Source organism: Pseudomonas sp. TS_SC_3 (genome assembly GCF_056156225.1).
The window spans coordinates 77,321-103,096 of the sequence record NZ_CM149586.1; the positions used below are offsets into that span (position 1 = coordinate 77,321).

General features: G+C 62.9%; 17 protein-coding genes, 1 pseudogene and 1 riboswitch. Of the genes and pseudogenes, 9 read left to right on the top strand and 9 right to left on the bottom strand.

Annotated elements, in window-relative coordinates; genetic code table 11:
- The first annotated feature begins 8 nt into the window (after window positions 1–8).
- The 5 genes from AC0J6G_RS00470 to AC0J6G_RS00490 all read left to right on the top strand — a co-directional run bounded on the left by AC0J6G_RS00470 (window position 9) and on the right by AC0J6G_RS00490 (window position 3,409).
- Complete coding sequence (locus AC0J6G_RS00470) at window positions 9–737, top strand: substrate-binding periplasmic protein (RefSeq protein WP_475250465.1); 729 nt, start codon at window positions 9–11, stop codon at window positions 735–737.
- 17 nt (window positions 738–754) lie between these two features.
- Window positions 755–1,399, top strand: a complete 645-nt coding sequence (locus AC0J6G_RS00475; protein WP_475250466.1) for a retropepsin-like aspartic protease family protein — start codon at window positions 755–757, stop codon at window positions 1,397–1,399.
- Window positions 1,400–1,578: 179 nt separating this feature from the next.
- Complete coding sequence (gene ribA, locus AC0J6G_RS00480) at window positions 1,579–2,199, top strand: GTP cyclohydrolase II (RefSeq protein ID WP_475250467.1); 621 nt, start codon at window positions 1,579–1,581, stop codon at window positions 2,197–2,199.
- Window positions 2,196–2,612 carry an MFS transporter gene (locus AC0J6G_RS00485; RefSeq protein WP_475250468.1) on the top strand — a complete coding sequence of 139 codons (417 nt, stop codon included), beginning with the start codon at window positions 2,196–2,198 and terminating at the stop codon, window positions 2,610–2,612. The genes ribA and AC0J6G_RS00485 overlap by 4 nt, the downstream gene beginning before the upstream one ends.
- The gene (locus AC0J6G_RS00490) at window positions 2,612–3,409 is read left to right on the top strand and encodes a cobalamin-binding protein (protein WP_475250469.1); all 798 of its coding nucleotides are present in this window, start codon (window positions 2,612–2,614) and stop codon (window positions 3,407–3,409) included. The genes AC0J6G_RS00485 and AC0J6G_RS00490 overlap by 1 nt, the downstream gene beginning before the upstream one ends.
- Window positions 3,410–3,464: 55 nt before the next feature.
- Here AC0J6G_RS00490 and AC0J6G_RS00495 read toward each other — a convergent pair whose 3' ends face one another.
- From AC0J6G_RS00495 to AC0J6G_RS00530, 8 genes are all read right to left on the bottom strand, one after another.
- Window positions 3,465–5,372 (bottom strand): TonB-dependent receptor, encoded by a 1,908-nt coding sequence (locus AC0J6G_RS00495; protein WP_475250470.1) that lies wholly within the window; start codon window positions 5,370–5,372, stop codon window positions 3,465–3,467.
- 102 nt (window positions 5,373–5,474) lie between these two features.
- Window positions 5,475–5,691, bottom strand: a riboswitch (cobalamin riboswitch).
- 66 nt (window positions 5,692–5,757) lie between these two features.
- A complete protein-coding gene (gene dxs, locus AC0J6G_RS00500; protein ID WP_475250471.1) occupies window positions 5,758–7,653 on the bottom strand; it encodes a 1-deoxy-D-xylulose-5-phosphate synthase in 1,896 nt (631 codons plus the stop codon).
- A gap of 156 nt (window positions 7,654–7,809) precedes the next feature.
- Entirely contained in the window at window positions 7,810–11,097 is a 3,288-nt protein-coding gene (locus tag AC0J6G_RS00505; protein ID WP_475250472.1) for a carboxyl transferase domain-containing protein, read from the bottom strand.
- Window positions 11,098–11,362: 265 nt separating this feature from the next.
- Window positions 11,363–12,250 (bottom strand): (2E,6E)-farnesyl diphosphate synthase, encoded by an 888-nt coding sequence (gene ispA, locus AC0J6G_RS00510; RefSeq protein WP_475250473.1) that lies wholly within the window; start codon window positions 12,248–12,250, stop codon window positions 11,363–11,365.
- Window positions 12,247–12,492, bottom strand: coding sequence for an exodeoxyribonuclease VII small subunit (locus AC0J6G_RS00515; RefSeq protein WP_475250474.1), 246 nt, complete (start codon window positions 12,490–12,492; stop codon window positions 12,247–12,249). The genes ispA and AC0J6G_RS00515 overlap by 4 nt, the downstream gene beginning before the upstream one ends.
- A 168-nt stretch (window positions 12,493–12,660) precedes the next feature.
- Complete coding sequence (locus AC0J6G_RS00520) at window positions 12,661–13,116, bottom strand: DUF2214 family protein (protein WP_475250475.1); 456 nt, start codon at window positions 13,114–13,116, stop codon at window positions 12,661–12,663.
- A 23-nt stretch (window positions 13,117–13,139) separates the two neighbouring features.
- Entirely contained in the window at window positions 13,140–14,168 is a 1,029-nt protein-coding gene (locus AC0J6G_RS00525) for a sensor domain-containing diguanylate cyclase (protein ID WP_475250476.1), read from the bottom strand.
- Window positions 14,155–15,525, bottom strand: a complete 1,371-nt coding sequence (locus tag AC0J6G_RS00530; protein ID WP_475253534.1) for an MATE family efflux transporter — start codon at window positions 15,523–15,525, stop codon at window positions 14,155–14,157. The genes AC0J6G_RS00525 and AC0J6G_RS00530 overlap by 14 nt, the downstream gene beginning before the upstream one ends.
- A gap of 189 nt (window positions 15,526–15,714) precedes the next feature.
- Between AC0J6G_RS00530 and AC0J6G_RS00535 the strand changes: the two genes are divergently transcribed.
- Complete coding sequence (locus AC0J6G_RS00535; RefSeq protein WP_475250477.1) at window positions 15,715–20,637, top strand: alpha-2-macroglobulin family protein; 4,923 nt, start codon at window positions 15,715–15,717, stop codon at window positions 20,635–20,637.
- Between the two features lie 275 nt (window positions 20,638–20,912).
- On the opposite strand, the gene AC0J6G_RS00540 is transcribed toward AC0J6G_RS00535, so the two are convergent.
- Window positions 20,913–21,206, bottom strand: a complete 294-nt coding sequence (locus AC0J6G_RS00540) for a hypothetical protein (protein ID WP_339525789.1) — start codon at window positions 21,204–21,206, stop codon at window positions 20,913–20,915.
- A 138-nt stretch (window positions 21,207–21,344) separates the two neighbouring features.
- Here AC0J6G_RS00540 and pbpC point away from each other — a divergent pair, with 138 nt between their 5' ends.
- From pbpC to AC0J6G_RS00555, 3 genes and pseudogenes are all read left to right on the top strand, one after another.
- Window positions 21,345–23,717, top strand: a complete 2,373-nt coding sequence (pbpC, locus tag AC0J6G_RS00545; RefSeq protein ID WP_475250478.1) for a peptidoglycan glycosyltransferase PbpC — start codon at window positions 21,345–21,347, stop codon at window positions 23,715–23,717.
- Window positions 23,718–23,872: 155 nt separating this feature from the next.
- Window positions 23,873–24,889: pseudogene (locus AC0J6G_RS00550) on the top strand (HAMP domain-containing protein); the annotation flags it as partial.
- A gap of 141 nt (window positions 24,890–25,030) precedes the next feature.
- Window positions 25,031–25,759 carry a methyl-accepting chemotaxis protein gene (locus AC0J6G_RS00555; RefSeq protein WP_475253536.1) on the top strand — a complete coding sequence of 243 codons (729 nt, stop codon included), beginning with the start codon at window positions 25,031–25,033 and terminating at the stop codon, window positions 25,757–25,759.
- The last annotated feature ends 17 nt before the right edge of the window (window positions 25,760–25,776 follow it).

A 25,776-nucleotide genomic window follows, 5' to 3' on the forward strand; every position in this document is an offset into this window, starting at 1 on the left:
GAGAGGCAATGAGGCGCTGCAGGAGCTGGGTGTTGTGGGCGTTAATATGCGCTGTCAGTCCGTGGGCCAGTGCCGCTGAGCCGACGCAGGTGCGCATCGCCGCCGAAACCTGGCCGGGGCACACCGAGGCGGATGGCAGCGGCATGGCCTGGGATATTTTCCGTGCTGTATTCGAGCCTGCCGGCGTGCAGCTGGATATCCAGAGCGTGCCCTACACTCGCTCCATTGGCCTGGTTCAGCGTGGCGAAGCCGATGCCTGGGTCGGCTCCTACCTTAACGAAGTCAGCTACCGGGTGTTTTACCCGCGCTGGAGTTATGACTTCGACCAAATTGTTGCCTTGGGGTTGAAGCATACACCTGTGCCTACGTTGGAGAATTTGGGCTCGTTTCGGCTGGCCTGGATGCGTGGTTATGAATACCAGCGCTATCTGCCAAATTTGCACCAGTACCGCGAAATAATTCGCCGCAACGGTATTGTCGGCATGCTGGACCAGGGGCATGCCGACTTCTATCTTGATGCCCTCGGCGAGGTCAATGATGTTCTCAATAGCGCCGCTGAACCATCGCGCTACCGTATAACGCTGTTGACCAACTTGCCCCTTTATCTGGGCTTTGCGGACAACGCACGGGGGCGCGTTCTGGCCGAATTGTTTGACCGGCGCATGGATGAGCTGGTGGCGAATGGCAGTCTGCGACCAATCTTCAAACGTTGGCAGCAGCCTTATCCTTTTGACTGATGACTGCGAGACCGAGCATGCGTGTGTTTAACCTGATCGCATTGGGCCTGTTGTTGTGCGCCACCCATGCGCTGGCGGCCACTCAAGTGCGCGTTGTAGGCCTGTTTCCAGGCGCTGCGGTGCTGAACGTTGAAGGGCAGCGAAAACTGGTCAAAGTCGGCCAGGTTGGCCCGGGCGGCGTGGTGGTGGTGAGTGCCGACAGCCGCGGCGCAGTGTTGCGCGTTGACGGTGTTGAACGCAGCTACAGCCTCGCTCGCGAATACAGCGACGGCTTTGCCGAGGCACAAAAAAAGCAGCTCAGCGTGGCCAAGGGCATCGGTGGGCATTACTGGGTGGCGGGCTCGGTGAACAGTCAGTCCATCCAGTTTCTGGTGGATACCGGCGCCACCTCCGTGGCCTTGAATGATGAGCATGCCCGGCGGTTAGGTATCGACTATCGCGTTGTCGGTACGTCGTTGCAGGTCAGTACTGCCAGCGGCACTGCTCGCGGTTGGCGGGTGACGTTGGACCGGGTCAAGGTCGGTGAGCTGGAAGTGCTGGGCGTTGAGGCTGTGATTCTAGAAGGCGGCTCGCCGCGCGAAGCTCTGCTCGGCATGAGTTTCCTCAGCCGGGTTGGCTGGAAGGTCGAGCAGGATGTGCTGGTGCTGGAGTCCAAGTACTAAACCCCGTTTACAGTCTGCTGCGCTAAAAATAGGTGTGCACTACTCTGGCTCGCATCATCGGAAACAGATTCTAAGCTGCTCGATCGCTATCATCAGTAATTCAGGCTAAGCGGCTGTAAGGGCCTGCTGTTACAATGCCAGCCTTATTATTTCCTGCCCATTTCCTTTAGGAGTATCCGGTGTCTGTCGTGTTTGTCGCCGCCTCCCAGTTGCCCACGCCCTTTGGCACCTTCACCATGCATGGCTTTCTCGAAGAGGCCACCGGCAAGGAACATGTTGCCCTGACGTTTGGTGACGTTGCCGATGGCGCGCCCGTACTCGGGCGTTTGCACTCTGAATGCCTGACCGGCGACGCACTCTTCAGCCTGCGTTGCGACTGCGGCTTCCAGCTGGAAGCTGCGTTGCGCGCCATTGCCCAAGAAGGCCGTGGCGTTCTGCTTTATCTGCGCCAGGAAGGCCGTGGCATTGGCCTGCTGAACAAAATCCGCGCCTATGAGCTGCAAGACGGCGGTGCGGATACCGTCGAGGCCAACGAGCGTTTGGGCTTCGGCGCCGACCAGCGCGACTACGCCATCTGCCTGCCGATGCTTGATCACTTAGGTATCAGCCAACTCAAATTGATGACCAACAACCCGCGCAAAGTTAAAGCATTGGGTGACATGGGCATCAATGTGGCGACCCGTGTGCCGCTGCAGATCGACCATAACCCGCACAACAAAAAGTACCTCGCGACCAAGGCTGGCAAGCTCGGGCACATGCTCGGCAGCCTGCACCAGGGTGAGGTTGAGGAAAGCCTATGACCCGCAGTGAAGTGCGCCGGCGGCTGATGCTGGAGTGGTGGCGGCAGTTGGCCGTGACCCTGTTGCCGCTGTTTGTGCTCAATCTGCTGTTTGGTGCCGAGCGCCAAACAGGCTTGCTGACAATGCCGCTGTTTATCGCCGGCCTGGCCTCGATGTTTGTCAGCCTGCCACTGTTCAGCCGCTACAAGCGCGCATTGGTCGCCACTGAAAAAACCCTCGATACCGCCGATGAGCACGATGCCTGGCTAGAACTGGCGCGCGTGCGTCGCCTGGCGTTTCTCGGCGCGGCGGCGCCGGCTTGGATTGCTGCTGTAGCGGTATTTGCCGGCTTGGAAGCGATTCCGCTGATTCTGCTGGCGATTTCCAGCATCGTGTTGCTGTACCTCTACCGCATCCCTCGCCAACTCGGCTGATGCGCGCCCTCGCGGTGGCCCTGCTGGCGCTGCTGGTCTGGCCCGCAGCCGCTGCCGAGCGCGTGGTGACTCTAGCGCCGTCCCTCACCGAAATCATGCTTGAACTGGAGGCTGGCGACCTGTTGGTGGGCCTGCTTGATGCTGGGGAGCGCCCGGCGGCCGTGCAGCATCTGCCTTCGGTCGGTCATTTTGGCCGCCTGGAACTGGAGAGCCTGCTCAGCCTGCAGCCCGACCTGGTACTGCTCTGGCCGGACAGCATCAGCAGCGGCCAGCGCCAACAATTACAGCGCCTTGGCATCCCGATAATGCTTGTCGAGCCCCGCAAGCTGGCTGATCTGGCCGGGCAGTTTGCCGAGATCGGTACGCGTGTGGGGCGTGCAGAGCAGGGAAAGCGTTTGCAACAGCAGTTCAACCAGGGCCTGCAGCGCCTGAGTCAGCGCTACCAGCGGCAACACCCGTTGCGCCTGTTCTATCAGGTCTGGGATGTGCCGCTGTATACCCTCGGCGGCCAGCAGATTATTAGCGATGCCCTGCGTGTGTGTGGCGCCGAGAATGTCTTTGCCGACCTCAGCCTGCCGGCTCCGCAAGTGAGTGTCGAGGCGGTGCTGCAGCGCAACCCCGAGGTGATTTTGGCCGGCAGCCAGGCGCAACTGGATGCCTGGCGCGTTTGGCTGGGGATGAAGGCGGTTGAGCGTGGGCAGTTGTGGCAGGTGCCCGATGACGGCCTGGAGCGGCCCAGTTTTCAGATGTTGGGGGCGATGGAGAAACTGTGTGAGCAGTTGGCAGCGGCCGAGTGAGTCGTGAAAGCAAGAAGGCCGCCCAATAGGCGGCCTTCTTGTAGGTGCTGCGTGGTTAGAAGCGATAGCCGACGCTTAGTTGTACCTGTTCTTCTGGAGCCGGGTAGTGGTACGAACCACTCCAGATGCTCCAGCCAGCGTGGCTATCGTACTGCTTGCCTGTAAGATTATTGACCCGCAGTTTGCTGCTGAACTGCTGATAGTCCCAGCTCAACGCCGCGTTAATAAGGGTATAGCCACCCTCGCGGGGCAGGGTATGTCCATCATCACTCGACAGATAACGGGCGCCGGTATAGACCGCCTCGACATAGCTGGTTACACCAGGCAGCAGTTTGTAGCTGAGGTTAGCGCTGGCGCTATGGCGGGAGACCCAAGGCACTTCGTTGCCCTTGAAGTTGCCCTGCAGGTATTCCGAGTCGGTGAAACTGTACTGCCCGCCGATGCTCAGACGTTCGCTTAGCTGGCGTTCGGCTTCCAGCAATAGGCCTTGGCGGCGGGTCTTGTCCAAGTTGATGTTGGCCCCCTGGCCTGCATTGGCCTGAGAGTCGTACATCAGCTCGTCTTCCAGATCGAGGCGATACAGGCTGGCCTGATAGCGCTGCCTGCTGTCTTGCCATTCGGCTCCGGCTTCCCAGGACAAACCGGTCTGCGGCTTGAGGTAATCGATGCCCGGGAGTACATAGCCGTTTTCATCGACGTTGGCCCAGCGCAGAACGTCTTCACGCTTGATAAACAAGCGCGTGTGCTCGGCCGCCTGCCAGCTGAGGCCAAGGCTACTGCTGCCCTGGTTATCGGTATGCGACTTGCCCGAGCCGCGCTTGCGATCTTCGGCTTGGCTCTCACGGTAGCCTGCACTGAGGCTGAGGCTGCTGCTCAGCGGCTGTACCCACTGGCCGTACCAATCGCGTTGGGTTTGGCGGAACTCGGTGCTGGTCAGGCTATTTTCATAGTCGTTATTGATATGGTCATGGCCCAGCAGCCACTCACTGCGGCCGAGGACGCTGTCGAGGTGCCCTGAGAAGCGTGGGCTAATGCTTCCCACCCGAGTAGCCTGGCGGTAGCGGCTGCCCCAGGATGAGCCAACGCCATCCTGATCGCTATGGCTGTAATCGAGGTTGGCGTTAAGGTTATCGTGTAGCTGCTGTTGCAGTGCGATACGGTGCAGCTGGGTCTTGCTGTCAAACCAGTCGCTTGAGGTGCTTTGCTTACGGTCGACGTGGCGCTGGCTTTTGTTGATGCTGCCGGGGTAGAGCAACTCATCGTCTACCGTCTGGTATTCGTAGAGGGCATGGCCGCTGTCGTGGTCATAGCGCAAGCGGGCGAAAGCGTTACTGTAGCTGGCGTTGTTATGGTCGCGGTAATTGTCGGCGGTGCGCGACTCACCACTGAGAAAGGTGGAGAAACCACCGCCTAATACCTGCGATAGATGGCCGCGGAGGGCTTCTAGGTCATGGCTGCCGCGGCTGGTCTCAATATAGGCTTCGCTGGCTTTGGGTTGGCGAGTGATGATGTTGATAACTCCGCCCACGGCCTGGTCGCCATACAGCACGCTGCCCGCGCCACGGATAATTTCAATTCGCTCGATATTGCTCAGCGGTACGCTGCTCAAGTCTGCTCCAGCGAGTGCGGGCTGATTTAGGCGCCGACCGTCGACAAGGATTAGGGTGTTATTCACCGCGTTTTCACCAAAACCGCGCAGGCTGAAAGTGGCTCGGCTGCCATCTCCGATCACGTCGCGTACTTGCAATCCAGCCTCACCACGCAAAACGTCGACCAGCGAGCTGGCTGCGCTTGCCTCGATTTTTTCACGATCAATTACTCGCACGCTAGCGGGGGCAGGGGTTTGCAATGGAGTGGCGCGGGTGATCACCAGCGGCGGTAATTCATAGCTGCTGGTATCAGTGGCAGCCGAGGCAAAACTCGGCGTAAGTGCCAAAGCCAGAGCAAGACGGGACAATTTCATTTAAACAATCCTCAAAAGGTCGGAAGACTTTTGAGGAGGGCAGGTGCAAGAACGGGCGCACGCAAGGGCAGCCTGAGCTTGACGGTGATGCCCTCCGCAGCACCAGTCACATCCGCTAAGGCCGGTCTCCGGGCTCTCGACATGTGCAGCCTCGCCTTCCCGGCTTACGCCAGTGGCTTTCAGAGGTTGCATGCAGATTGACTCTGCGGTCGATTACCGTTGCGGGGGCAGCGCCGGGATGGCTCTTAATGAGCGCACCGGCTTCCCGTTTAACGCCGCTTTACGGATAAAGAGGCGCACCTTGGCGGAAGTAAAACGCCGCGCACCTTAATGCGCGGGGGGATGAACTACAAGCAAGCGATGTTCAGCGCTGGATGAGCGGTACTCATGCAGGGCGAGTGGCGAGCCGGGCGCGTATGGCCGCTTCGATACCGGCGGCGTCCAGCCCGCATTCAGCGAGCATCTGCGTGGGCTTGGCGTGCTCAACGTAATAATCAGGCAGGCCCAGGTGCAGCAGCGGTTTGAGGATGTTCTCGCGGGCGAGGAACTCGCTGACCGCACTGCCGGCGCCGCCCATCACGCTGTTCTCTTCGATGCTGACCAGCAAGTCGTGGCTGGCGGCCAGTTCACGTACCAGAGCTTCATCCAGCGGTTTGACGAAACGCATGTCGACCACGGTGGCGTTGAGCGCTTCGCCGACCTTGAGCGCTTCGCTCAGTTGTACGCCGAACACCAGCAGGGCAACTGTCTGGCCCTGGCGGCGGCGGATGCCTTGGCCAATTTCCAGCGGCTCCAGGCCAGGCTCGATGGCAGCATTGGGGCCTGTGCCGCGCGGGTAGCGCACGGCGGCCGGGCCATTGTAGAGGTGGCCGGTGGTGAGCATACGGCGCAGTTCGTTTTCGTCACTCGGCGTCATTACCAACATGCCGGGGATGCAGCGCAGGTAGGAAATATCAAAGCTGCCGGCGTGGGTCGGGCCGTCTTCGCCAACCAAGCCGGCGCGGTCGATGGCGAACAGCACGTCAAGGTGCTGCACGGCTACATCGTGGATCAGCTGGTCATAGGCGCGCTGGAGGAAAGTCGAATAAATCGCCACCACCGGCTTAACCCCATCACAGGCCATGCCGGCGGCCAGGGTCACGGCGTGCTGCTCGGCGATGGCCACATCGAAATAGCGCTCGGGGTAACGTTCGCTAAAGGCCACCAGGTCCGAGCCTTCTTTCATCGCCGGGGTAATACCGACCAGGCGCGGGTCTTGCGCGGCCATGTCGCACAGCCATTGGCCGAAGACGCTGGAGTATTTCGGGCCGCTTGGCTGCTTGGCCACGGGCGGCGCGTTGATGGGCTCCAGCTTGGTGATCGCGTGATAGCCAATCGGGTCGGCCTCGGCCGGGGCGAAGCCCTTACCCTTTTTGGTGACGACGTGCAGGAACTGCGGGCCCTCGAGGTCACGCATATTGCGCAGGGTGGCAAGCAGGCTGGGCAGGTCATGGCCGTCGATTGGGCCGATGTAGTTCCAGCCGAGCTCCTCAAATAGAGTGCCGGAGACCAGCATGCCCTTGGCATGTTCTTCAGTTTTACGTGCAATTTCCCAGGCACCGGGCAGCTTGGACAGCACTTTTTTACTGCCTTCACGCATGTTGGCATAGGTGCGGCTGGAGAGGATCTTCGCCAGGTAGGTGGACAGACCGCCGACATTTTTTGAGATCGACATGTCGTTGTCGTTGAGCACCACCAGCATATTGGCTTTGACGTCACTGGCGTGATTGAGCGCCTCAAAGGCCATGCCGGCTGTCAGCGCGCCGTCGCCGATCACTGCCACCGATTTGCGCTTGCTGCCCTGCATACGCGCCGCAATGGCCATGCCCAGTGCTGCACTGATGCTGGTGCTGGAGTGGCCGACGCCAAAGGTGTCGTACTCGCTCTCGCTGCGGCGGGGGAAGGCGGCGATACCATCTTTTTGGCGCAGGCTGCCCATTTGCTCGCGGCGACCGGTGAGAATCTTATGGGGGTAAGCCTGATGGCCGACATCCCACACCAGGCGATCATCCGGGGTGTCGAAGACGTAGTGCAGCGCGACGGTCAGCTCAATCACGCCGAGGCCTGCGCCGAAGTGCCCGCCGGTCTGCCCGACCGTATACAGCAGGTACTGGCGCAGTTCGTCGGCCAGGGTTTCCAGCTCGGTTTCGCCCAGGCGACGCAGTTCATCCGGCGTATTGGCGCGGTCTAGAAGTGGCGTCAGCGGGCGCTCACGGGGAATCTCGTGGAAGGTCGTCGGCATCGGGCAGATCGTTATGGGAGCAAAAGATGCGGCAGTTTACCCGAAGCGCCGGAAACTGCCCAAACATGCTTCGGCTCAGCGCACCTGTAGCCCGGATCTAATCCGGAAAGTCTCATTCAATGTGGCCCCGCGTGCACCCGCGCGACGACCACTGGGCTACCAGGTATCGATTGAGCGCTTTTTACCTTCACGCGCTGCCGGCCTGGGTGTGGCATTCAGCCCGCGTAGCAGCCAGGCGCGGGTTTCCAGCGGGTCGATCACGGCATCAATCTCGAGAAAGCTGGCCATATTGATGCCCTTGCCATTCTGGTAAGCCTTGGCCACCAGCTTGTCGAACAGCTGCTGGCGCGCGGCGGGCTCTTCCCCGGCGGCCAGCTCCTTGGCAAAACCCAGGCGCACCGCACCTTCCAAGCCCATGGCGCCAAACTCGGCGCTGGGCCAGGCGATGGTAAACAGCGGCGAGTGGAAGCTACCGGCGGCCATGGCCTGGGCGCCGAGGCCGTAACCCTTGCGCAGCACCACGGTAAAGAACGGCACCGTCAGGCTGGCGGCCGCGACAAACATGCGCGAGACATGGCGCACCGTGGCCTGTTGCTCCGCCTGCGGGCCGACCATAAAGCCAGGGGTGTCGCACAGCGACAGCAGCGGAATATCAAAGGCGTCGCACAGTTGCATAAAGCGCGCAGCCTTGTCGCCGGCCACCGCATCGATGGCCCCGCCGAGGTGCGCGGGGTTATTGGCGAGCAAGCCGAACGGTTTGCCTTCGATGCGGATAAAGGTGGTGATCAAGCCAGGCGCGAACTGGCGGCGCAGTTCCAGCATCGAATCCGTGTCGGCGAGGGTGGCGATCACCTGGCGGATGTCATACACGCGCAGGCGGTTTTCTGGGATTAAGTGGCGCAGCTCGCGCTGATCCGCGCAGTTCCACTCGCTGAGCGCGCCCTGGAAGTAGCTCAGGTACTGCTTGGCCACGCGCACGGCCTCGGCTTCATCGCTCACCAACACATCGATTACGCCATTAGGCCCTTGCACATTGACTGGGCCGACCTGCTCGGGGGTAAAGCTGCCCAGCCCACCGCCTTCGATCATCGCCGGGCCGGCCATGCCGATGGTCGCGTTGTTGGTGGCGATAATCACATCGCAGCAGCCGAGCAGCGCGGCGTTGCCGGCAAAGCAGCGGCCGGAGACGATCCCGACGGTTGGCACCAGCCCGGAGAGCCGCGCCATACCGACAAAGGTGTGGCAATCCAGCCCGGCCACACCGACAAAATCGGTATCGCCCGGTCGGCCGCCGCCACCTTCGGCAAATAGCACCAGCGGCAAGCGCCACTGCGCGGCGAGGCCGAGCATGCGGTCGGTCTTTTTGTGGTTCATCACGCCCTGGGTGCCGGCGAATACCGTGTAGTCGTAGGCGATGGCCATGCAGCGCGCGGCCTGGCTACCGAACGCCGCAGCGTTAATTGTGCCGGTGCCGGCCACCAGGCCATCGGCCGGGCTCTGTTCGATTAGCTCTTCCAGTGAGCGGCGACGCCGTTGCGCGGCGAGGGCGAGCGCGCCGTATTCGTTGAAACTGCCGTCATCGAGCAGGTCCGCCAGGTTCTCACGCACCGTGCGCTGACCAGTTTTGCGCCGTTTGGCCACGGCCTGAGGGCGGCGCTCGTCGCGGGTCACGGCGTGACGTTCGAGTGCTTCGGCCAGGTCCGCGCGGATATGATCGAGGTCCAGGCTGTGTTCGTTCTGACTGGCGGCGGCGTCGACCTCGGCGGGTTCGATAAACAGCAGCGGCTGGCCTGCATTGAGTGCGCTGCCGACCTGCACGGCCAGTTGACGGACGATGCCGCTGTGGCTGGCGCTGATCACAAACTCCATTTTCATCGCCTCCAGCACGGCGATGCTCTGGCCGACGGCCACCGCAACGCCTTCGGCCACTGCCAGGCTGACCACCACGCCGGTGCTGTGGGTCAGCAGTGGCAGGCAGCCTGGCGGCGCATCCGGTATCTGCTCGGCGCTTTGGCTGGTCGCCTGCGTACCGGTAAAGAAGTGATGCGGGTGGGCCTGGGTTTGCGCTGCCAAGAGTTCACTTAGCTGGCTTTCGACAAAACGCGTGGTCAACTGGTAACTCGCCACCTGGGGTAGACGCAGCAGGTTTTGCAGCAGGTGCAGGTTGCTAGCCACGCCCTCTAAGCGGAATTCGCACAGTGCGCGGTAGGCGCGGCGCAGGGCGCTGGGGTAATCCGGTGCATGGGCAATCAGTTTGGCCAGCAGCGAGTCATAGCTGGGGCTGACCGAATAGCCGGCGTAACCGTAGCCATCCACGCGCAGGCCGGGGCCGCTGGGTGGTTGGTAGGCCGTTAGGGTGCCGGCGGCCGGGCGGGTGCTGCCATCTGCGCCCATGCTTTCCAGATTGATCCGCAGTTGCACCGCGCAGCCATTGAGCGGCGGCGGTTGCAGCAGGCCTAGGTTGGCCAGGGTGTGGCCGGCGGCGAGCTTGAGCTGGGTGTGCAGCAGGTCGACGCCGGCGACCTGTTCGGTGACGGTGTGTTCGACCTGAATGCGCGGGTTGGCCTCCATAAAGTAAAAGCGCTCGGGCCGCTCGGCATCCAGCAGAAACTCAAAGGTACCCACGCCCTGGTACTGCGCTGCGCCGGCCAGCTTGAGCGCAGCGGCGATCATGCGTTCACGGGTGGCGGACGGCAGGTCTGGACTGGGGGCGATTTCCACCAGTTTCTGCTGACGACGCTGCAGGCTGCAGTCGCGCTCCCATAGATGGCTGATCGCGCCCGTGCTGTCGCCCAATACCTGAATCTCGATATGCCGGGCGCTGCGCACCAGTTGTTCGATATACAGCGCGTTATTGCCGAAGGCGCTGTAGGCCTCGGACTGGCAGCGGGCAAAGGCCTCGTCCAGCGCGGCGGCGCTAAATACCGGGCGCATGCCACGCCCACCGCCGCCGGCCAGGGCTTTGAGCATGACTGCGCCGTGCTCGGCGAGAAAACCATGGGCTTCATCCAGACGGATCGGCCGATTGATCCCGGCCACCAGCGGCACATCGCAGCGCTCGGCCAGTTCGCGGGCGGCGGCCTTGTCGCCAAACAGCTGCAACACCTCAGCACTGGGACCGACAAAACACAGCCCGGCGGCCTGACAGCGGCGGGCGAACTCGGCGTTTTCGGCGAGAAAGCCGTAGCCGGGGTGGACGGCATCGCAGCCCTGATCCTGGGCGATGGCAATCAGCTGATCCATATCCAGATAGGCCGGCACGCCGCGCCCCTTCAGCGCCACCGCGCTATCGGCCTGGCGCACATGCAGCGAGGCGCCATCGTCCTCGGCGTACACCGCCACCGAGCGGATACCCAGCTCACTGGCGGCGCGGGCGATACGGATGGCGATTTCGCCACGGTTGGCGATCAGCAGAGCGGCGAAGGGCGCAATGGTAGCGGGCATGGTGGCTCCAGAATTTTTATCCTGCAGCCATCTTAAGCGCTCTATGGGCGAGGTAAACCAAGGCCTAGTGGGCGTAAGTCGGGGTATTTGTCTGGGTGATGGTTGCCGCACGTGTGTAGCCCGGCTGCCATCCGGGAGGGCTATTCCTAAGGCCGATTGTCCCGGATTTCGTCCAGGCTATGGGCTGCATCCATGCAGGCGTCGCCGCGGCAGCAGCGGCACCGCCCGCCGCTAAAGCGATTCCCACAACGGTGTGCGGCGCGGTTTAGCTGCGGCGTTCGACGATATAGCGTGCCAGCTCGCGCAGCGGCTCGGCGGCCTGATCGAATGGGCGCAGGGCATGCAGGGCTTGGTCGCGCAGTTCCATGGCGTAGGCCTTGGCGGCGTCTAGGCCGAGCAGAGCGGGGTAGGTCGGTTTGTCGTGGGCCTGGTCCTTGCCTTGGGTTTTGCCCAAGGTAGCGGTGTCGCTTTCCACGTCGAGGATGTCGTCCTGCACCTGGAACGCCAGGCCGATGGCGCGGGCGTAAGTGTGCAGGGCTTTTAGCGCGTGGTCGTCAGCCTGGCCGCTGGCCAATGCACCGAGTTGCACGCTGGCTTCGATCAATGCGCCGGTCTTGTGCCGGTGCATGGTTTCTAGGGCGTTCTGGTCGAGGTTCTTACCCACCGAACCGAGGTCGATGGCCTGACCGCCGACCATGCCAGCTGGGCCGGCGGCGCGGGCCAGGGCGTTGAGCATGGCCAGGCGCAGATCGGCGTCATGCGGGTTGTGCGTGGCGTCGGCGAGCACTTCAAAGGCCAGGCTTTGCAGGCCATCGCCGGCGAGAATCGCGCAGGCTTCGTCAAAGGCTTTGTGGGTGGTCGGCTGGCCACGGCGCAGGTCGTCATCGTCCATGGCCGGCAAGTCGTCATGCACCAGGGAATAGGCGTGGATCAGCTCCACCGCGCAGGCCGCCGCATTGGCGCGCTGCGGGGCGCCGCCCAGGGCTTCGCAAGCCGCATAGGCGAGCAATGGGCGTACACGTTTGCCGCCATTGAACAGGCTGTAGCGCATGGCCGCGTAGAGGCGTTCCAGCTCGGGGCGTGGGCTGTGCAGAAGGCTGTCGAGAGCGGCATCAACGCGGCTCTGGCAGCTGCTCTGGTAAGCCGCGATCATGCCGGTTGGTCCGCGTCGAAGGGGGCTTCCTCCAGAGCGCCGTCGCGCTCCATCAGGATTTGCACTTTTTGCTCAGCCTGGGCCAGGGCGGCCTGGCAATCGCGGGTCAGGCGTACGCCCTGTTCGAAGGCCGTCAGCGAGTCTTCCAGCGACAGCTCGCCGTTTTCCAGACGTTCGACCAGGTTTTGCAGATCGGTCAGGGATTGCTCGAAGTCGAGCGCGGCTTTTTTGCGGGCGGCCATGGCGAATTTCTCGGGGCGGATCGGGGAAGTGGAACCGGCGCGACACTAGCAGAGCCGGGCCGTGCGGGCAAATCAGCGGGCGGTATCTGAACCCGTGGGGCGCTTTGGCAGCCCACGACTATCGCGGCTGAAGCCCCTCCCGCAAGACGGTTGCGCAATTAGCAGCAGTCAGCCGATCACGCCATAACCGCGCGCCATCAGCGCCGCCAGTAATGGGATAGCCAGCAGCAGGAACAGTTCCAGACGAATCACGGTAGTCACCAAGCGAGCCTGACGCGCACTGACCTGCGGCACTTCACCGGCCTTGAGGCTGTTGCGCCAGTTGAGGAAGACAAAGGTTGGCACCACAGAAATCAGCCCAACCAGAATAAACAGGCCGACTTTGGCGTGAAACAGGCTGTTGCCCAGGTAGTGGTCCAGGCCCTTGCCGTGCCATAGCACCCGCGCCAGGCCGGTGAACAGCACCACGCCGGCGCAAACGCCATAGGCGATGTCGGTGATGATCAGGCTGCGCGCGCGGCGCAGGTCCAGCGGCAGTTTGAATTGCACATGCTCGATACTGAGCAGGGCGAATAGCAGGAAGATCGACAAGTAATGCAGGTAGGCGGCAATCGCTTGGCCCATGCTGGCGTCCTTTCACGTGGGGGTTAGCTGTCGAACTCGACCCGGTTGCGGCCGTTACCTTTGGCCTGGTAAAGCGCCCGGTCAGCGCGATTCAAGGTTTGGCCTGTGGCTTCCTGGGCCGAACGCAGGGTGGCGCCGATGCTGATGGTCAGGTTGATGTGCAGGCCATCGATATCCAGCGGCTTGTTGCTCATGGCGGTGCGGATGCGTTCGGCAATCTGCAGCAGTTCATGCTGGTCATGCACCTGCAGCACCACCACGAACTCCTCACCCCCGCTGCGCGTCACCACATCCTGCGGGCGCACGGCAGCGCTGATACGCCGCGCAGTTTCCCACAGCACCTTGTCGCCAGCAGCGTGGCCGTGGCTGTCGTTGACCTTCTTGAAATAATCCAGGTCGCAGAACAGTACGCCCAGTTGCAGGCCCAGCTCGTCAGCCTGCTGCTGTTGCTTGGGCAAAAAGTGATTAAGCCCGGCGCGGTTCCACAGCTGGGTCAGCGGGTCGAGCATGGCTTTGCGCTGTTCACGGCTCAGTGCGGCGCGCAATTGTGCGGTCTGCTCACTGTCGTTGCGCAGCTTCAGATACCCCTCCACCAGTGTGGCCATGTCGCTAAATAAGGATTGTTGTTTATCGGTGAGCTGATGCGGCGCCGGGTCGATCAGGCACAGGGTGCCCAGTGCTAGGCCTTCCTTGGAGAACAACGGTTGCCCGGCATAAAAGCGGATATGCGGGTTGTTGACCACCAGCGGGTTGTCGTCAAAGCGCGGGTCGCTGTGGGTGTCTTCGACGATAAACGGCTGGGTGCCGAGAATGGCGTGGCCGCAGAACGAGATCGCGCGTGGGGTTTGGTCCGCCTCCAGACCGATGCGCGACTTGAACCACTGACGGTCGTGGTCGATCAGGCTGACCAACACGGTTTTGACCGCGAACACCTCACGCACCACCCGCACCAGCGTATCCAGGTAAGGGTCGGCAGGCGTGTCGAGTAAATCGTTCTCGTCGAGGATGAGCTGGCGCAGCGCTTCCTCGCTGGGTGTTTCAGGGCTGAGCATGGGGGGCTCCTGGTTGAGTGGGGGCGAACCATTGATCGGCCTGTGTCAGACGGTAAGCATAGCCCCCTAGGCACAGGCTGCGCAGCGCCATAAAACTGAGAAAGGCCAACCACAACCCCTGGTTACCCAGCGGTTGCAGAACCCAGGCCAGCGGCAGGCTGAGCAGCAGCGCCAGGAGCATGGCGTCGCGCATTTCGCGGGCGCGGGTAGCACCGATAAACAGGCCGTCGAGCAGGTAACTCCAAACGGCGATCAGCGGCAGCAGGGCGAGGTACGGCAAGTAGGCGAACGCGGCCTCGCGCACCTCCACGATGTTGGTCTGCAGGCTGATAAACCAGTGCCCGCCCAGCAGAAAGAACAGCGCAAATGCCAGGCTGGCGAGCAGTGACCAGCCGCCGGCGACGATCAGCGTACGCTTTAGCGCATTGCGATCTCTGGCGCCCAAGGCATGCCCGCACAGCGCCTCCAGCGCATGGGCCAAGCCATCAAGGGCATGCGCCGCGAGCAGCAGGCCATTGAGCAACAGCGCGTTGGCTGCCACCGTGGCATCGCCCAGGCGGGTGCCTTGCACAGTGATCAGAAAGAACACGGCCTGCAGCGCCAGGGTGCGGATAAAAATGTCGCGGTTTACTGCCAGCAGTGGTCGCCAGTTCAGCCAGCGGCGCAGCGCTGTCCAGTCTAGCGTGCCGGCGTAGGAACCTAGAGTGCGACGGGCCAGGTACAGGCCCAGCAGGGCGCCGCTCCATTCGGCAATCACTGAAGCCCAGGCCGCGCCGGCCACGCCCCAGTGCAAGCCGAGGACAAACAGCAGATCGAGGGCGACATTCAGCAGGTTGGTGGTCAGCAGAATGGCCAGCGGCCCGCGCGCATTCTGCGTGCCCAGCAGCCAGCCAACCAGGGCATAGGTGGCCAGCGCGGCGGGTAGACCAAACAGGCGAATGTGCAGGTAATTGCGCGCCAGTTGATCAAGCTGCGCGGATGGGTTCATTAGGTTCAGTGCGGCGCTGCTCAAAGGGATGGCCAGGCTAATTAGCACCACCGCGAGTAGCGCGCCGAGCAGCAAACCTTGCAATAGCACCTGACGCAGCGCGCCGCCATCACCCCGCCCCGCCGCCTGGGCGCTGAAACCGGTGGTGCCCATGCGCAGAAAACCCACCGCCCAGGTCAGCAAGGTGTACAGGCTGCCGCCCACGGCCACGGCGGCCAATTGGTGGGCATGGGGCAGATGGCCGATCACCGCGCTGTCGACCAGCGCCACCAGCGGCACCGAGAGGTTGCAGAGGATCATCGGCGCAGCCAGTGCCCACACCCGTTGGTGGGTGGGCGTGTGCTGCCAGGCATCGCGTACGGCGGTTATCAAAGGCACTCTCAAACTTGCTTGGGGATAGCTGCAACAAAATGCGTGGGCGTGTGTCACAGGCGGGCTATTAAACACTGATCGACTGCCGTGCGCTGCCAAGCAATTTTGCGAGTGCACACTTAGTTGTCGGCAGGCGGCTCGACTATAGTGTCAGGCCTCTGCAATCACCCTTGTTGGAGCCCCGCAATGCCGAAGAATGGACTGCTTCTGGCACTTGTCCTGAGCCTGCTCAGCGCCTGTGATTCATCCACCTCAGGGCCCGCTGAAGTAACGGCGACCCAACCCACTGCGGCGATTAGCCCGGCAGCCAAGCCGGCGGTTGACCGCAAAGCGCTGGCCGAGCGTTACGCCGGCCGCGAACTGACCGTGGTGGATGTCTCGGAAGTGCAGCTCGAGGGCGCCAGCACGCTCTCGATCAGCTTCTCGGTGCCGCTTGACCCCGAGCAGAAGCTCGCCGAGCGCCTGCACTTGGTCGATAGCAAAGACGGCAAGGTCGATGGCGCCTGGGAGCTGAGCGACAACCTGATGGAGGTGCGCCTGCGCCATCTGGAGCCGCAGCGCAAATTGGTGCTGACCGTGGATGCTGGGTTGCTCGGGCTGAATGGCAAGAGCCTCGCCGCCGAGCAGGTCACCCGCCTGGAAACCCGCGATCTGCAAGCCAGTGTCGGCTTCGCCAGCCGCGGCTCCTTACTGCCCACTCGGCTCGCCGAAGGCCTGCCGGTGATCGCGCTGAACGTCGACAAGATCAATGTCGAGTTCTTCCGCATCAAGCCCGAATCGCTGCCGGCCTTTCTTAACCGCTGGGGCCGGTCGAGTAATCTGGATAACTGGGAAGCCCGCAGCCTGCTGCCGATGGCTGATCTGGTTTACGGTGGTCGCTTCGATCTGAACCCCGCGCGTAATACTCGCGAAACTCTGCTGTTGCCGATTGCCGGCCTGGAGCCGTTCAAGCAGCCCGGCGTGTACCTGGCGGTGATGCGTGAAGCCGGCAGCTACAACTACGCGCAGCCGGCGACGCTGTTCACCCTGAGTGATATCGGCTTGTCCGCGCGGCGCTATCAGAACCGTATTGATGTCTTCACCCAGGCCCTGGCCGGTGGTGATGCCTTGGGCGATGTACGCCTGGAAATCCTTGATGCCGAAGGCCAGGTGCTGGCCGAAGGCAAGACCGATGGCGCCGGCCATGGCGAACTGCCGCTGCCGCCCAAGGCCGAAGTGCTGCTGGCCCACCAGGGCGAACAGACCAGCCTGTTGCGTCTGAATACCGCGGCGCTGGACCTGGCCGAGTTCGATATCGCTGGGCCCGTCGCCCATCCGTTGCAGTTCTTTGTATTTGGCCCGCGTGATCTTTATCGCCCCGGCGAAACGGTGCTGCTCAACGGCCTGCTGCGCGATGCCGATGGCCGCGCGGTCAAGGCTCAGCCGGTAAATGTGGAAGTGCGCCGGCCGGATGAGCAGGTCAGCCGCAAATTCGTCTGGCAGGCCGATGACGCCGGTTTGTATCAGTACCAGCTGCAACTGGCCGATGAAGCGCCGACCGGGCGCTGGCAGCTGCTGTTCGACCTCGGTGATGGCCGTCAGCAGCTGTATGAATTCTCCGTGGAAGACTTCCTGCCGGAACGTATGGCGCTGGAACTCAAGGGCAGCGAAAAGCCCTATACCCCAGCGGAAAACGCCCAGTTCGAGGTCACTGGGCGCTATCTGTATGGCGCGCCGGCGGCCGGTAATCGCCTTAGCGGCCAGCTCTATGTACGCCCGCTGCGTGAGGCGGTGGCCAGCCTGCCGGGCTATCAGTTCGGTTCGGTTACCGAAGAAGAGCTGAGCGAGGACATCGAGCTGGATGAAACCAGCCTCGACGAGCAGGGCAAGGCCAGTCTGGATATCGAAAGCCGCTGGGCCGATGCCAAGTCGCCGCTGCGCCTGATCCTACAAGCCAGCCTGCAGGAATCCGGCGGCCGGGCGATTACCCGGCGGATTATCCAGCCGGTGTGGCCGGCTGAGCGTCTGCCGGGGGTGCGCGGGCTGTTTGATGGCGAAGAAGTGGACGCCGACAGCCTGGCCGAGTTCGAAGTGCTGGTGGCCGACGCCGAGGGCAACAAGCTGGCAGCCGATCAGCTCAGCGTGCGCCTGATTCGTGAGCGCCGTGACTACTTCTGGAACTTCTCCGAAAGCGATGGCTGGAGCCATAACTACACCGAGAAATTCCTTACCCTCAACGAGGAAACCCTCAAGGTCGCTGCCGGTGGCACCGCCAAGATCAGCTTCCCGGTGGAGTGGGGCCCGTACCGCGTTGAAGTTATCGATGCACAGACCGGCATGCTCAGCAGCATGCGCTTCTGGGCCGGCTACCGCTGGCAGGACAACGCCGACGGCGGCGCGGTGCGCCCGGATCAGGTCAAGCTGGCGCTGGATAAACCGGCGTACGTCGATGGCGACACCGCCCGGGTCACCGTTACCCCGCCTTCCGCGGGCAAGGGTTACCTGATGGTGGAGTCCAGCGAAGGGCCGTTGTGGTGGGAAGAGATCGAGGTGCCAGCCGAAGGCAAGACCTTCGACATCCCGATTGCCAAGGACTGGGCGCGGCATGACCTGTATGTCAGCGCCCTGGTGATCCGTCCGGGCGAGCGCAAGAGCAATGCCACACCTAAACGTGCTGTCGGCCTGCTGAATCTGCCGCTGGAACGTGCGCCGCGCAAACTGGCGCTGACCCTCACCGCTGCGGAAAAGATGCGTCCCAATCAGCCGCTGAAGGTCAAGGTGCAGGCGCGCAATGCTGACGGCAGTATCCCGAAACAGGCGCAGGTACTGGTGGCCGCGGTGGATGTCGGCATCCTCAATATCACTGAGTACGCCACGCCCGATCCATTTGCCAACTTCTTCGGCCGTAAGGCCTATGGCGCGGACCAGCTGGATATCTACGGGCAACTGATCGAAGCCGGGCAAGGCCGGGTGGCCAATCTGGCTTTCGGTGGTGACGCGGCGCTGGCCGGTGGCGGCAAACGCCCGGATACCAGCGTGCTGATCGTCGCACTGCAGAGCCAACCGCTGGCGCTGAATGAGCAGGGTGAAGGCGAAGTCAGCCTGAATATCCCCGACTTTAACGGCGAGCTGCGCCTGATGGCGCAAGCCTGGACGGATGAGCATTACGGCATGGGCGAAGGCAAGACGGTGGTCGCCGCGCCGCTGATTGCCGAGCTGTCCGCGCCGCGCTTCCTCGCCGGGGGCGATGAAACCACTTTGGCCCTGGACCTGAGCAACCTGTCCGGGCGCGAGCAGAAACTGGATGTGCAACTGAGCGCCGAAGGCCAACTGCGTCTGGCGCAGAATCCGGGGGCGGCGGTGGCGCCAATCACCCTGGCGGATGGTCAGCGCACCATTCTGCGTATTCCTGTCACCGCGTTGGGCGGTTACGGGCAAGGGCGCTTCAAGGTCAGCGTTAATGGCCTGGCCCTGCCCGGTGAGGATCTGCCGCCATTCAGCCGTGAGTGGACCCTGGGCATTCGCCCGGCTTACCCGGCGCAGTTGAAGCACTTCCGCGCCGTGCTGAAAGATGAAGCCTGGCTGCTGCCTGCTGATGCCTTGAGCGCCTTTGAAACGGCGGGTCTGGAAGCGCGTCTGGCGATTTCCAGCCGTCCGCCGCTCAACCTGGGCGAGCAGATCCGTGCGCTTAAAGCCTATCCATACGGCTGCCTGGAGCAGACCACCAGCGGTCTGTATCCGTCGCTGTACGCCGATGCGGCAACGCTGAAGCGCCTGGGTGTGGAAGCCGAGCCGGATGAGCAGCGCAAGCGCTCCATCGAGCTGGGCATCGAGCGTCTGCTGAGCATGCAGCGCTATAACGGCAGCTTCGGTCTGTGGGGTGCGGACAGTGATGAGGAGTATTGGCTGACCGCCTATGTCAGCGACTTCCTCCTGCGTGCCCGTGAGCAAGGCTTCGGTGTACCGGAAGAGGCGCTGAAAAAGGCCAACGAACGCTTGCTGCGCTACCTGCAGGAACGTCATCTGATCGAGGTCAACTACAGCGACAACGCCAACCACAGCCGTTTTGCCGTGCAGGCCTACGCCGGTTACGTGCTGGCGCGCAGCCAACAGGCGCCGCTGGGTGCCTTGCGCAGCCTGTATGAGCGGCGCAGCGATGCGTTGTCCGGCTTGCCGCTGGTGCACCTGGCCGTGGCCCTGCAGAAAATGGGCGACCAGCCGCGTGCCGATGAGCTGCTGACCGCAGGCCTGGCCCGTGGTCGTGAGAGCAATAACTGGCTGGCCGACTACGGCAGCCCGCTGCGCGATCAGGCGCTGATTCTGGCTCTGCTGGAAGAGCACGACCTGGCCGGCAATCGCCGCGAAGAGCGACTGTTCAACCTGGCCGATGAAGTGGCCGGGCAGCAGTGGCTGTCGACCCAGGAGCGCAACTCGCTGTACCTGGCCGGCCGCAATCTGCTGAGCAAACCTGAGCCGAGCTGGAGCGCGGCCCTGCAAAGCGGCAGCCTGGCCTTTGAGCTGAGCAATGCCCAGCCGGGCCTCAAGCTCGATGGCAGTGATCTGGCTGCGCCGCTGACTATCCGCAATGCAGTGAGCAAGCCGGGCGATACGCCGCTGTATCAGCAGTTGACCCTCTCAGGCTACCCACGTCAGGCCCCTGCGGCCGGTGGCGAGAACCTCAGCATCTACCGCGAGTATCTAGGCATGGATGGCCAGGCGCTGGATCTGAACAACCTGCAAAGCGGCGAGCTGGTGCTGGTGCACCTGGCCGTATCCGCCAACCAGCGGGTGCCGGATGCCCTGGTGGTTGACCTGCTGCCGGCGGGCCTGGAGCTGGAAAACCAGAACCTGGCGCAAAGCTCGGCCAGCCTGGACGATGCCAGCAGTGCAGTGAAAGAGTGGCGTGAATCGATGCAGAACGCAGCGATCAAACACCAGGAGTTCCGTGGCGATCGCTATGTCGCGGCGCTGGATGTAAATGGCTACGACACCACCCACCTGCTGTACCTGGCCCGCGCCGTTACCCCCGGCAGCTACCGTGTGCCGCCACCGCAAGTGGAGTCGATGTACCGACCGAACTGGCAGGCCCTGGGTACCACGCCGGGGCGTCTGGTAGTCAAGGAACGCTAGAACGCACAAGGCCCGCCAAATTGGCGGGCCTTGTTGTTTAGCCGGTGTGCTTAGAACCTGTTTGCGATCTCGCGAGCTAGAGTCATGCAAGGCGCTACGTTAGTAACAGCCTCCGGCTGGTCAAAGCAGGCGAGGAAGCGGAGTTTACTGCTGTAAATGAGCATTACTCGTTTCACTCGCCCTTCGGGTCGCGCTGAAGCGCGTTAGCCGCAAGCGGCTTCCGAGCCTGTTTTTAACGCAGCAGGGCCGACGCGCAGCAGATCGTAGACGGGTTCTTAGCTGATCAGACCGCTCAGCAACCACAACCCCAGCACCAGCCAGATCACCCCGGCAATAATCGAGCGGCGGATAAAGGCGCGTACCGCCAGGTACAGCAGCCACAGACCTGCCACTAGAACCACGATGCTGAGTAATGATGGCGTCACCCCCAAGGCCTTGGACATGCCAGTGATAAAGCTGCTGACTGCACCGCCGAGCATGCCGAAAAAGCCGCTCAGACCTTCGACGATAAAGCGGATCACCGAGCCGACTGCCTCGCCAAGGGATTCAAAAAAACCTTCTACACCCATAGTTCTCGTTCCACTCGACCCTGCGTTGATTGCTACTGCGCGCCAGTGTGCCAGTCATTTGGCAGAATGGCAGCGCTGTTGGCCGGTTGGGCCGTTAATTGTGGTTACTGCCCCGCGATGCAAGGAATGGATCAGCGCATGACCCGCGTTAAACAGTTGTATTGGTTGGCTTGGCGTAACCGCCTGTGGCCGCTGCTGCGCCGTCCCTGGCTGGCTATTCCATTGTGCCTGCTGCTGGTTCTGGCAGCCGCTGACCGGCTGTTTCCGCTGCCCTTGCCAGGTGATGATCTGGCCCGCGTGGTGCTGGCCGAAGACGGTGCGCCGCTGTGGCGCTTTGCCGACCGTGATGGCGTCTGGCGTTATCCGGTCAGCCCTACTGAGGTGTCGCCCTATTACCTGGAAGCGCTGCTGACCTACGAGGACCGCTGGTTCTATCAGCACCCCGGGGTCAACCCGCTGGCGCTGGGCCGCGCGGCCTGGCAGAACCTCAGCGGCGGGCGCGTGCTCTCGGGTGGTAGCACCCTGTCGATGCAGGTGGCGCGGCTGCTCGATCCGCATGCGCGCAGCTACAGCGGCAAGCTCAAGCAGTTGTGGCGCACGCTGCAGTTGGAGTGGCATCTGTCCAAGGATGAGATTCTCACTCTCTACCTCAACCGCGCGCCGTTTGGCGGCACGCTGCAAGGCGTGGCGGCAGCCAGTTGGGCGTATCTGGGTAAGTCACCGAGCCAGCTGACCCGCGCCGAAGCCGCTCTGCTCGCGGTGCTGCCGCAAGCGCCGAGTCGTTTGCGCCCGGATCGTCACCCTGAGCGTGCGCAGGCGGCACGCGACAAAGTGCTCAAGCGCTTGGCCAGTTTCGAGGTGTGGCCGCAGTCGGCGATCAACGATGCTTTGGAAGAGCCCGTGCTGCTGGCGCCGCGTCAGGAACCGCGCCTGGCCCCGTTGCTGGCGCGACGGCTGAATACGGCGGGCAGTCCGCCACTGATTCGCACGACTATCGATGCAGCGTTGCAGCGCCGCCTGGAAGATCTGCTGCTGGGCTGGCGGGCGCGGCTGCCAGAGCGCACCTCGGCGGCGATTCTTGTGGTCGAACAGCCGAGCATGGCGGTGCGCGCCTACCTGGGCTCGGTGGATATTAGCGATGCCAAGCGCTTCGGCCATGTCGACATGATCAACGCAGTGCGCTCGCCCGGTTCGACCCTGAAACCCTTTCTCTATGGCATGGCGCTGGACGAAGGGCTGATCCATTCCGAATCACTGCTGCAGGATGTTCCGCGCCGTTATGGCGATTACCGCCCGGGCAACTTTGCTGCCGGTTTCAGCGGGGCAGTGTCCGCCAGCGAGGCGCTGGCCACGTCCTTGAATCTGCCTGCTGTGCAGCTGTTGGAAGCCTACGGGCCGAAGCGTTTTGCCGGCGAGTTGCGCAGTGCTGGCGTGCCGCTGCTACTGCCGCCATTGGCCGAGCCCAATCTGGCGCTGATTCTCGGTGGGGCCGGCAGCCGCCTGGAGGAACTGGTCAGCGGTTACAGCGCCTTTGCCCGTGGCGGCATGGCCGCGCGTCTGCGCTTTCAGCCGCAGGATGGGCTACATGAGCGGCGCTTGCTGTCGCCTGGTGCCGCGTGGATCGTGCGGCGCATTCTCAGCGGTCAGGCGCGCCCGGACCGTGACCCGCGCGCGCAGCTGGTGCAGCGCCCGACCCTCGCCTGGAAGACCGGCACCAGTTATGGCTTTCGCGATGCCTGGGCGATTGGCGTGGCGCCGCGTTACCTGATCGGCATCTGGATCGGTCGACCGGACGGCACTCCGGTGTCGGGGCAGTTCGGTTTGGCCTCGGCCGCGCCGCTGCTGCTGCAGGTGCATGATCTGCTGGTCAACCGCGACAGCCAGCGCGGCATTGCCTTGCCGATTGACCCACAGCCCGCCGAAGTCGGCGTGGCGGCGATCTGCTGGCCGTTGGGCCAGCCGCTGGACAGCCGCGACCCCAACTGCCGACGTCAGCGTTTTGCCTGGACCCTCGATGGCACCACGCCGCCGACCTTGCCGGCGCAGGATCAGCCACTGGGTTTGGGGCTGCAGGAAAGCCTCTGGGTGAATGCCGCCGGGCTACGCGTTGATGCTAGTTGCCCGGGGGCCACGGCACACAGCCTGGCGTTGTGGCCGGCGCCGCTGGAACCCTGGTTGCCGCGCCGTGAGCGGCGCAGTGCGCGCCTGCCGGCGGTTGATCCGCAGTGCCCGCCGCGGCATGTGCTGGTTGCCGCGCCGCTGTCGATTGTCGGCGTGCGTGACGGTGATCATTTGCGGCGCCCGGCCGGCAGTCGCGAGGCACTGCGTTTGCGCCTGTCCGCACTGGGCGGCAGCGGGCGGCGTTGGTGGTTTGTCGACGGCCAGCCGATTGCCGAAACCAGCACTGACGCGCTGTTCAATCACGCCTTTGTGCGCGCCGGGCGCTACCAGCTAAGCGTGCTGGACGAGAGCGGGCAGACCGCGCAGCTGAGCTTCAGCCTGCAGGATTAAGACGGTGCGCCTGGGTGCATTCGAGTGGTTATCTGGCGGTAGGAAATTGAATTTGTATACAAAATTGTATTCAATTGGCCTCCTTCAAATAATAACTAAAAGGCAACCCCATGGGCTTGTGGAAGCGCAGCATCCAGTGGCAACTGATCCTTAGCATGGGCGCGGCCCTGCTCGCCAGTATTCTGATTGTGGTCGGTGTTTACTCCGCGGTGGTCAACCGATTGACTGAACGCTTTCTGGTTGAGGAGGCGTTGCCGGCGCGGGTGCTGGCGATTCGCAACGACCTGGAGCGGGTGCTGACGGCGCCGGTTACGGCGAACGCCGGGATTGCCACTAATGCCTTTGTGCAGGACTGGCTTGCGGCCGGTGAGTCCGCCGATCAGCGCGAGCAGGTAGCCCGCTATTTGGAGGGCGTGCGTCAGCAGCAGAACGCCATGACCACCTCGGTTGCCGTGCTGGACAGTGGGCACTACATCACCGGCGAGGGCCTGACGCGGGTGATCAATCGCACTCAGCCGGAGAATCAGTGGTTTTACCGGCTGGTCGACGGTGATCGTGACCAGGTCATGGCCATTGATATCGACAAACGCACGCGCCAGCTCACGCTGTTTATCAACCAGCGGATCAAGCAGGGCAATACGGTGCTTGGGGTGGCGGGCCTGGGCTTCAGCCTGAAAGCCATGTCGCAAATGATTCATGACTTTCGTTTTGGTGAGCGGGGGCAGGTGTTCCTGAGCGATGCCCAGGGCGGCATCAAGGTGCATCCACAGGCCGAGCTAAGCGGCAGTGGCCGCCTTGCTGAGCTGTTGGGGCAAGCGCCCGCCGAGCAGCTGCTGAATAACCATGGCAAGGCGGTGCGTTTTGAGCGCGAGGGGGAGCCTTATCTGGCCGTGGCGCAGAAGCTCAGCAGCCTCGACTGGGTGCTGGTCAGTGAGGTGCCGGAGGCCGAGGTGTATGCCGAGGCCCGCCAGGCGCTGTTGCTGACCAGTGTCATCGGGGCTGCCGTGGCGCTGTTTTTCCTCGGTCTGGTGGTACTGCTGGCGCGTGGTTTGGTGCGGCCGATCCGCCAGGTAACCCGGGCGCTGGTGGAAATTGGCGGCGGTGGCGGTGATCTTACCCGGCAGCTGGACGAGTCCCGCGCAGACGAGCTGGGGGATCTGGCGCGTGGCTTTAACCGGTTTATCGGTGGCCAGCGCAACCTGATCGGCGATGTCTTGGCGACCAGCGAGCGCCTGCGCGCGGCAGTCAGCCAGGTGGCGCAGGTGGTCGATAACACCGCGGGGCGCGCCAGTCAGCAGCAGGAAATGACTGACATGGTCGCCACCGCCGTACATGAGATGGGCCTGACCGTGCAGGAAATTGCCGGCAACGCCAGCAGTGCGGCGCAGGCGTCGCATTCGGCGCGGGAAGAGGCGCAACAGGCGCGCACGGTGGTGGGCGAGTCCATCTGTCATATCGAGGCGATGTCCGCTGATATTGGCAGTGCCGCGTCTGCGGTCGGTGAGCTGGCCGAGCAGGTGGCGTCGATTGATCAGGTGTTGGCGGTTATTCGCGGTATTTCCGAGCAAACCAATTTGCTCGCGCTTAACGCGGCCATCGAAGCAGCCCGTGCCGGGGAAATGGGCCGTGGCTTTGCCGTGGTGGCCGATGAGGTGCGCACCCTGGCCAGCCGTACGCAAAGCTCCACCGATGAAATTCAGCAGATGATTCAGCGCCTCAAGCTGGGGGCGGAAACTGCCGTGAACTCCATGCATGCCGGGCAAAGCGCCACCGGCACTGGGGTTGAGTCCAGCCAGCGCACCGGCCAGTCACTGCGTGCGATTACCGATCAGATTGAGCGCATCAGCGACATGAACACTCAGGTGGCTGCGGCGACGGAGGAGCAGTCGTCGGTAACCGAAGAGATCAACCGTAACGTGCAGGGCATTGCCGACCTGGCACACGCCACCGCCGGTGAGGTGCAGGTGTGTAAAGAGGACTGCAAAACGCTGCGTGGTTTGGCCGATGACCTGGCCCAGCAGATGGGCAGCTTCCGTCTTTAGGTGTTATCCGGCGGCAC

Excerpts from the sequence above, each read along its gene's own strand:
- AC0J6G_RS00535 (WP_475250477.1), top strand. The coding sequence starts at position 15,715 with ATGCCGAAGAATGGACTGCTTCTGGCACTTGTCCTGAGCCTGCTCAGC.
- AC0J6G_RS00520 (WP_475250475.1), bottom strand. The coding sequence starts at position 13,116 with ATGGGCCAAGCGATTGCCGCCTACCTGCATTACTTGTCGATCTTCCTG.
- AC0J6G_RS00490 (WP_475250469.1), top strand. The coding sequence starts at position 2,612 with ATGCGCGCCCTCGCGGTGGCCCTGCTGGCGCTGCTGGTCTGGCCCGCA.
- AC0J6G_RS00470 (WP_475250465.1), top strand. The coding sequence starts at position 9 with ATGAGGCGCTGCAGGAGCTGGGTGTTGTGGGCGTTAATATGCGCTGTC.
- AC0J6G_RS00505 (WP_475250472.1), bottom strand. The coding sequence starts at position 11,097 with ATGCCCGCTACCATTGCGCCCTTCGCCGCTCTGCTGATCGCCAACCGT.
- AC0J6G_RS00515 (WP_475250474.1), bottom strand. The coding sequence starts at position 12,492 with ATGGCCGCCCGCAAAAAAGCCGCGCTCGACTTCGAGCAATCCCTGACC.
- AC0J6G_RS00475 (WP_475250466.1), top strand. The coding sequence starts at position 755 with ATGCGTGTGTTTAACCTGATCGCATTGGGCCTGTTGTTGTGCGCCACC.
- pbpC (WP_475250478.1), top strand. The coding sequence starts at position 21,345 with ATGACCCGCGTTAAACAGTTGTATTGGTTGGCTTGGCGTAACCGCCTG.
- AC0J6G_RS00485 (WP_475250468.1), top strand. The coding sequence starts at position 2,196 with ATGACCCGCAGTGAAGTGCGCCGGCGGCTGATGCTGGAGTGGTGGCGG.
- AC0J6G_RS00525 (WP_475250476.1), bottom strand. The coding sequence starts at position 14,168 with ATGCTCAGCCCTGAAACACCCAGCGAGGAAGCGCTGCGCCAGCTCATC.
- AC0J6G_RS00495 (WP_475250470.1), bottom strand. The coding sequence starts at position 5,372 with ATGAAATTGTCCCGTCTTGCTCTGGCTTTGGCACTTACGCCGAGTTTT.
- ispA (WP_475250473.1), bottom strand. The coding sequence starts at position 12,250 with ATGATCGCGGCTTACCAGAGCAGCTGCCAGAGCCGCGTTGATGCCGCT.
- AC0J6G_RS00555 (WP_475253536.1), top strand. The coding sequence starts at position 25,031 with ATGGTCGCCACCGCCGTACATGAGATGGGCCTGACCGTGCAGGAAATT.
- AC0J6G_RS00540 (WP_339525789.1), bottom strand. The coding sequence starts at position 21,206 with ATGGGTGTAGAAGGTTTTTTTGAATCCCTTGGCGAGGCAGTCGGCTCG.
- dxs (WP_475250471.1), bottom strand. The coding sequence starts at position 7,653 with ATGCCGACGACCTTCCACGAGATTCCCCGTGAGCGCCCGCTGACGCCA.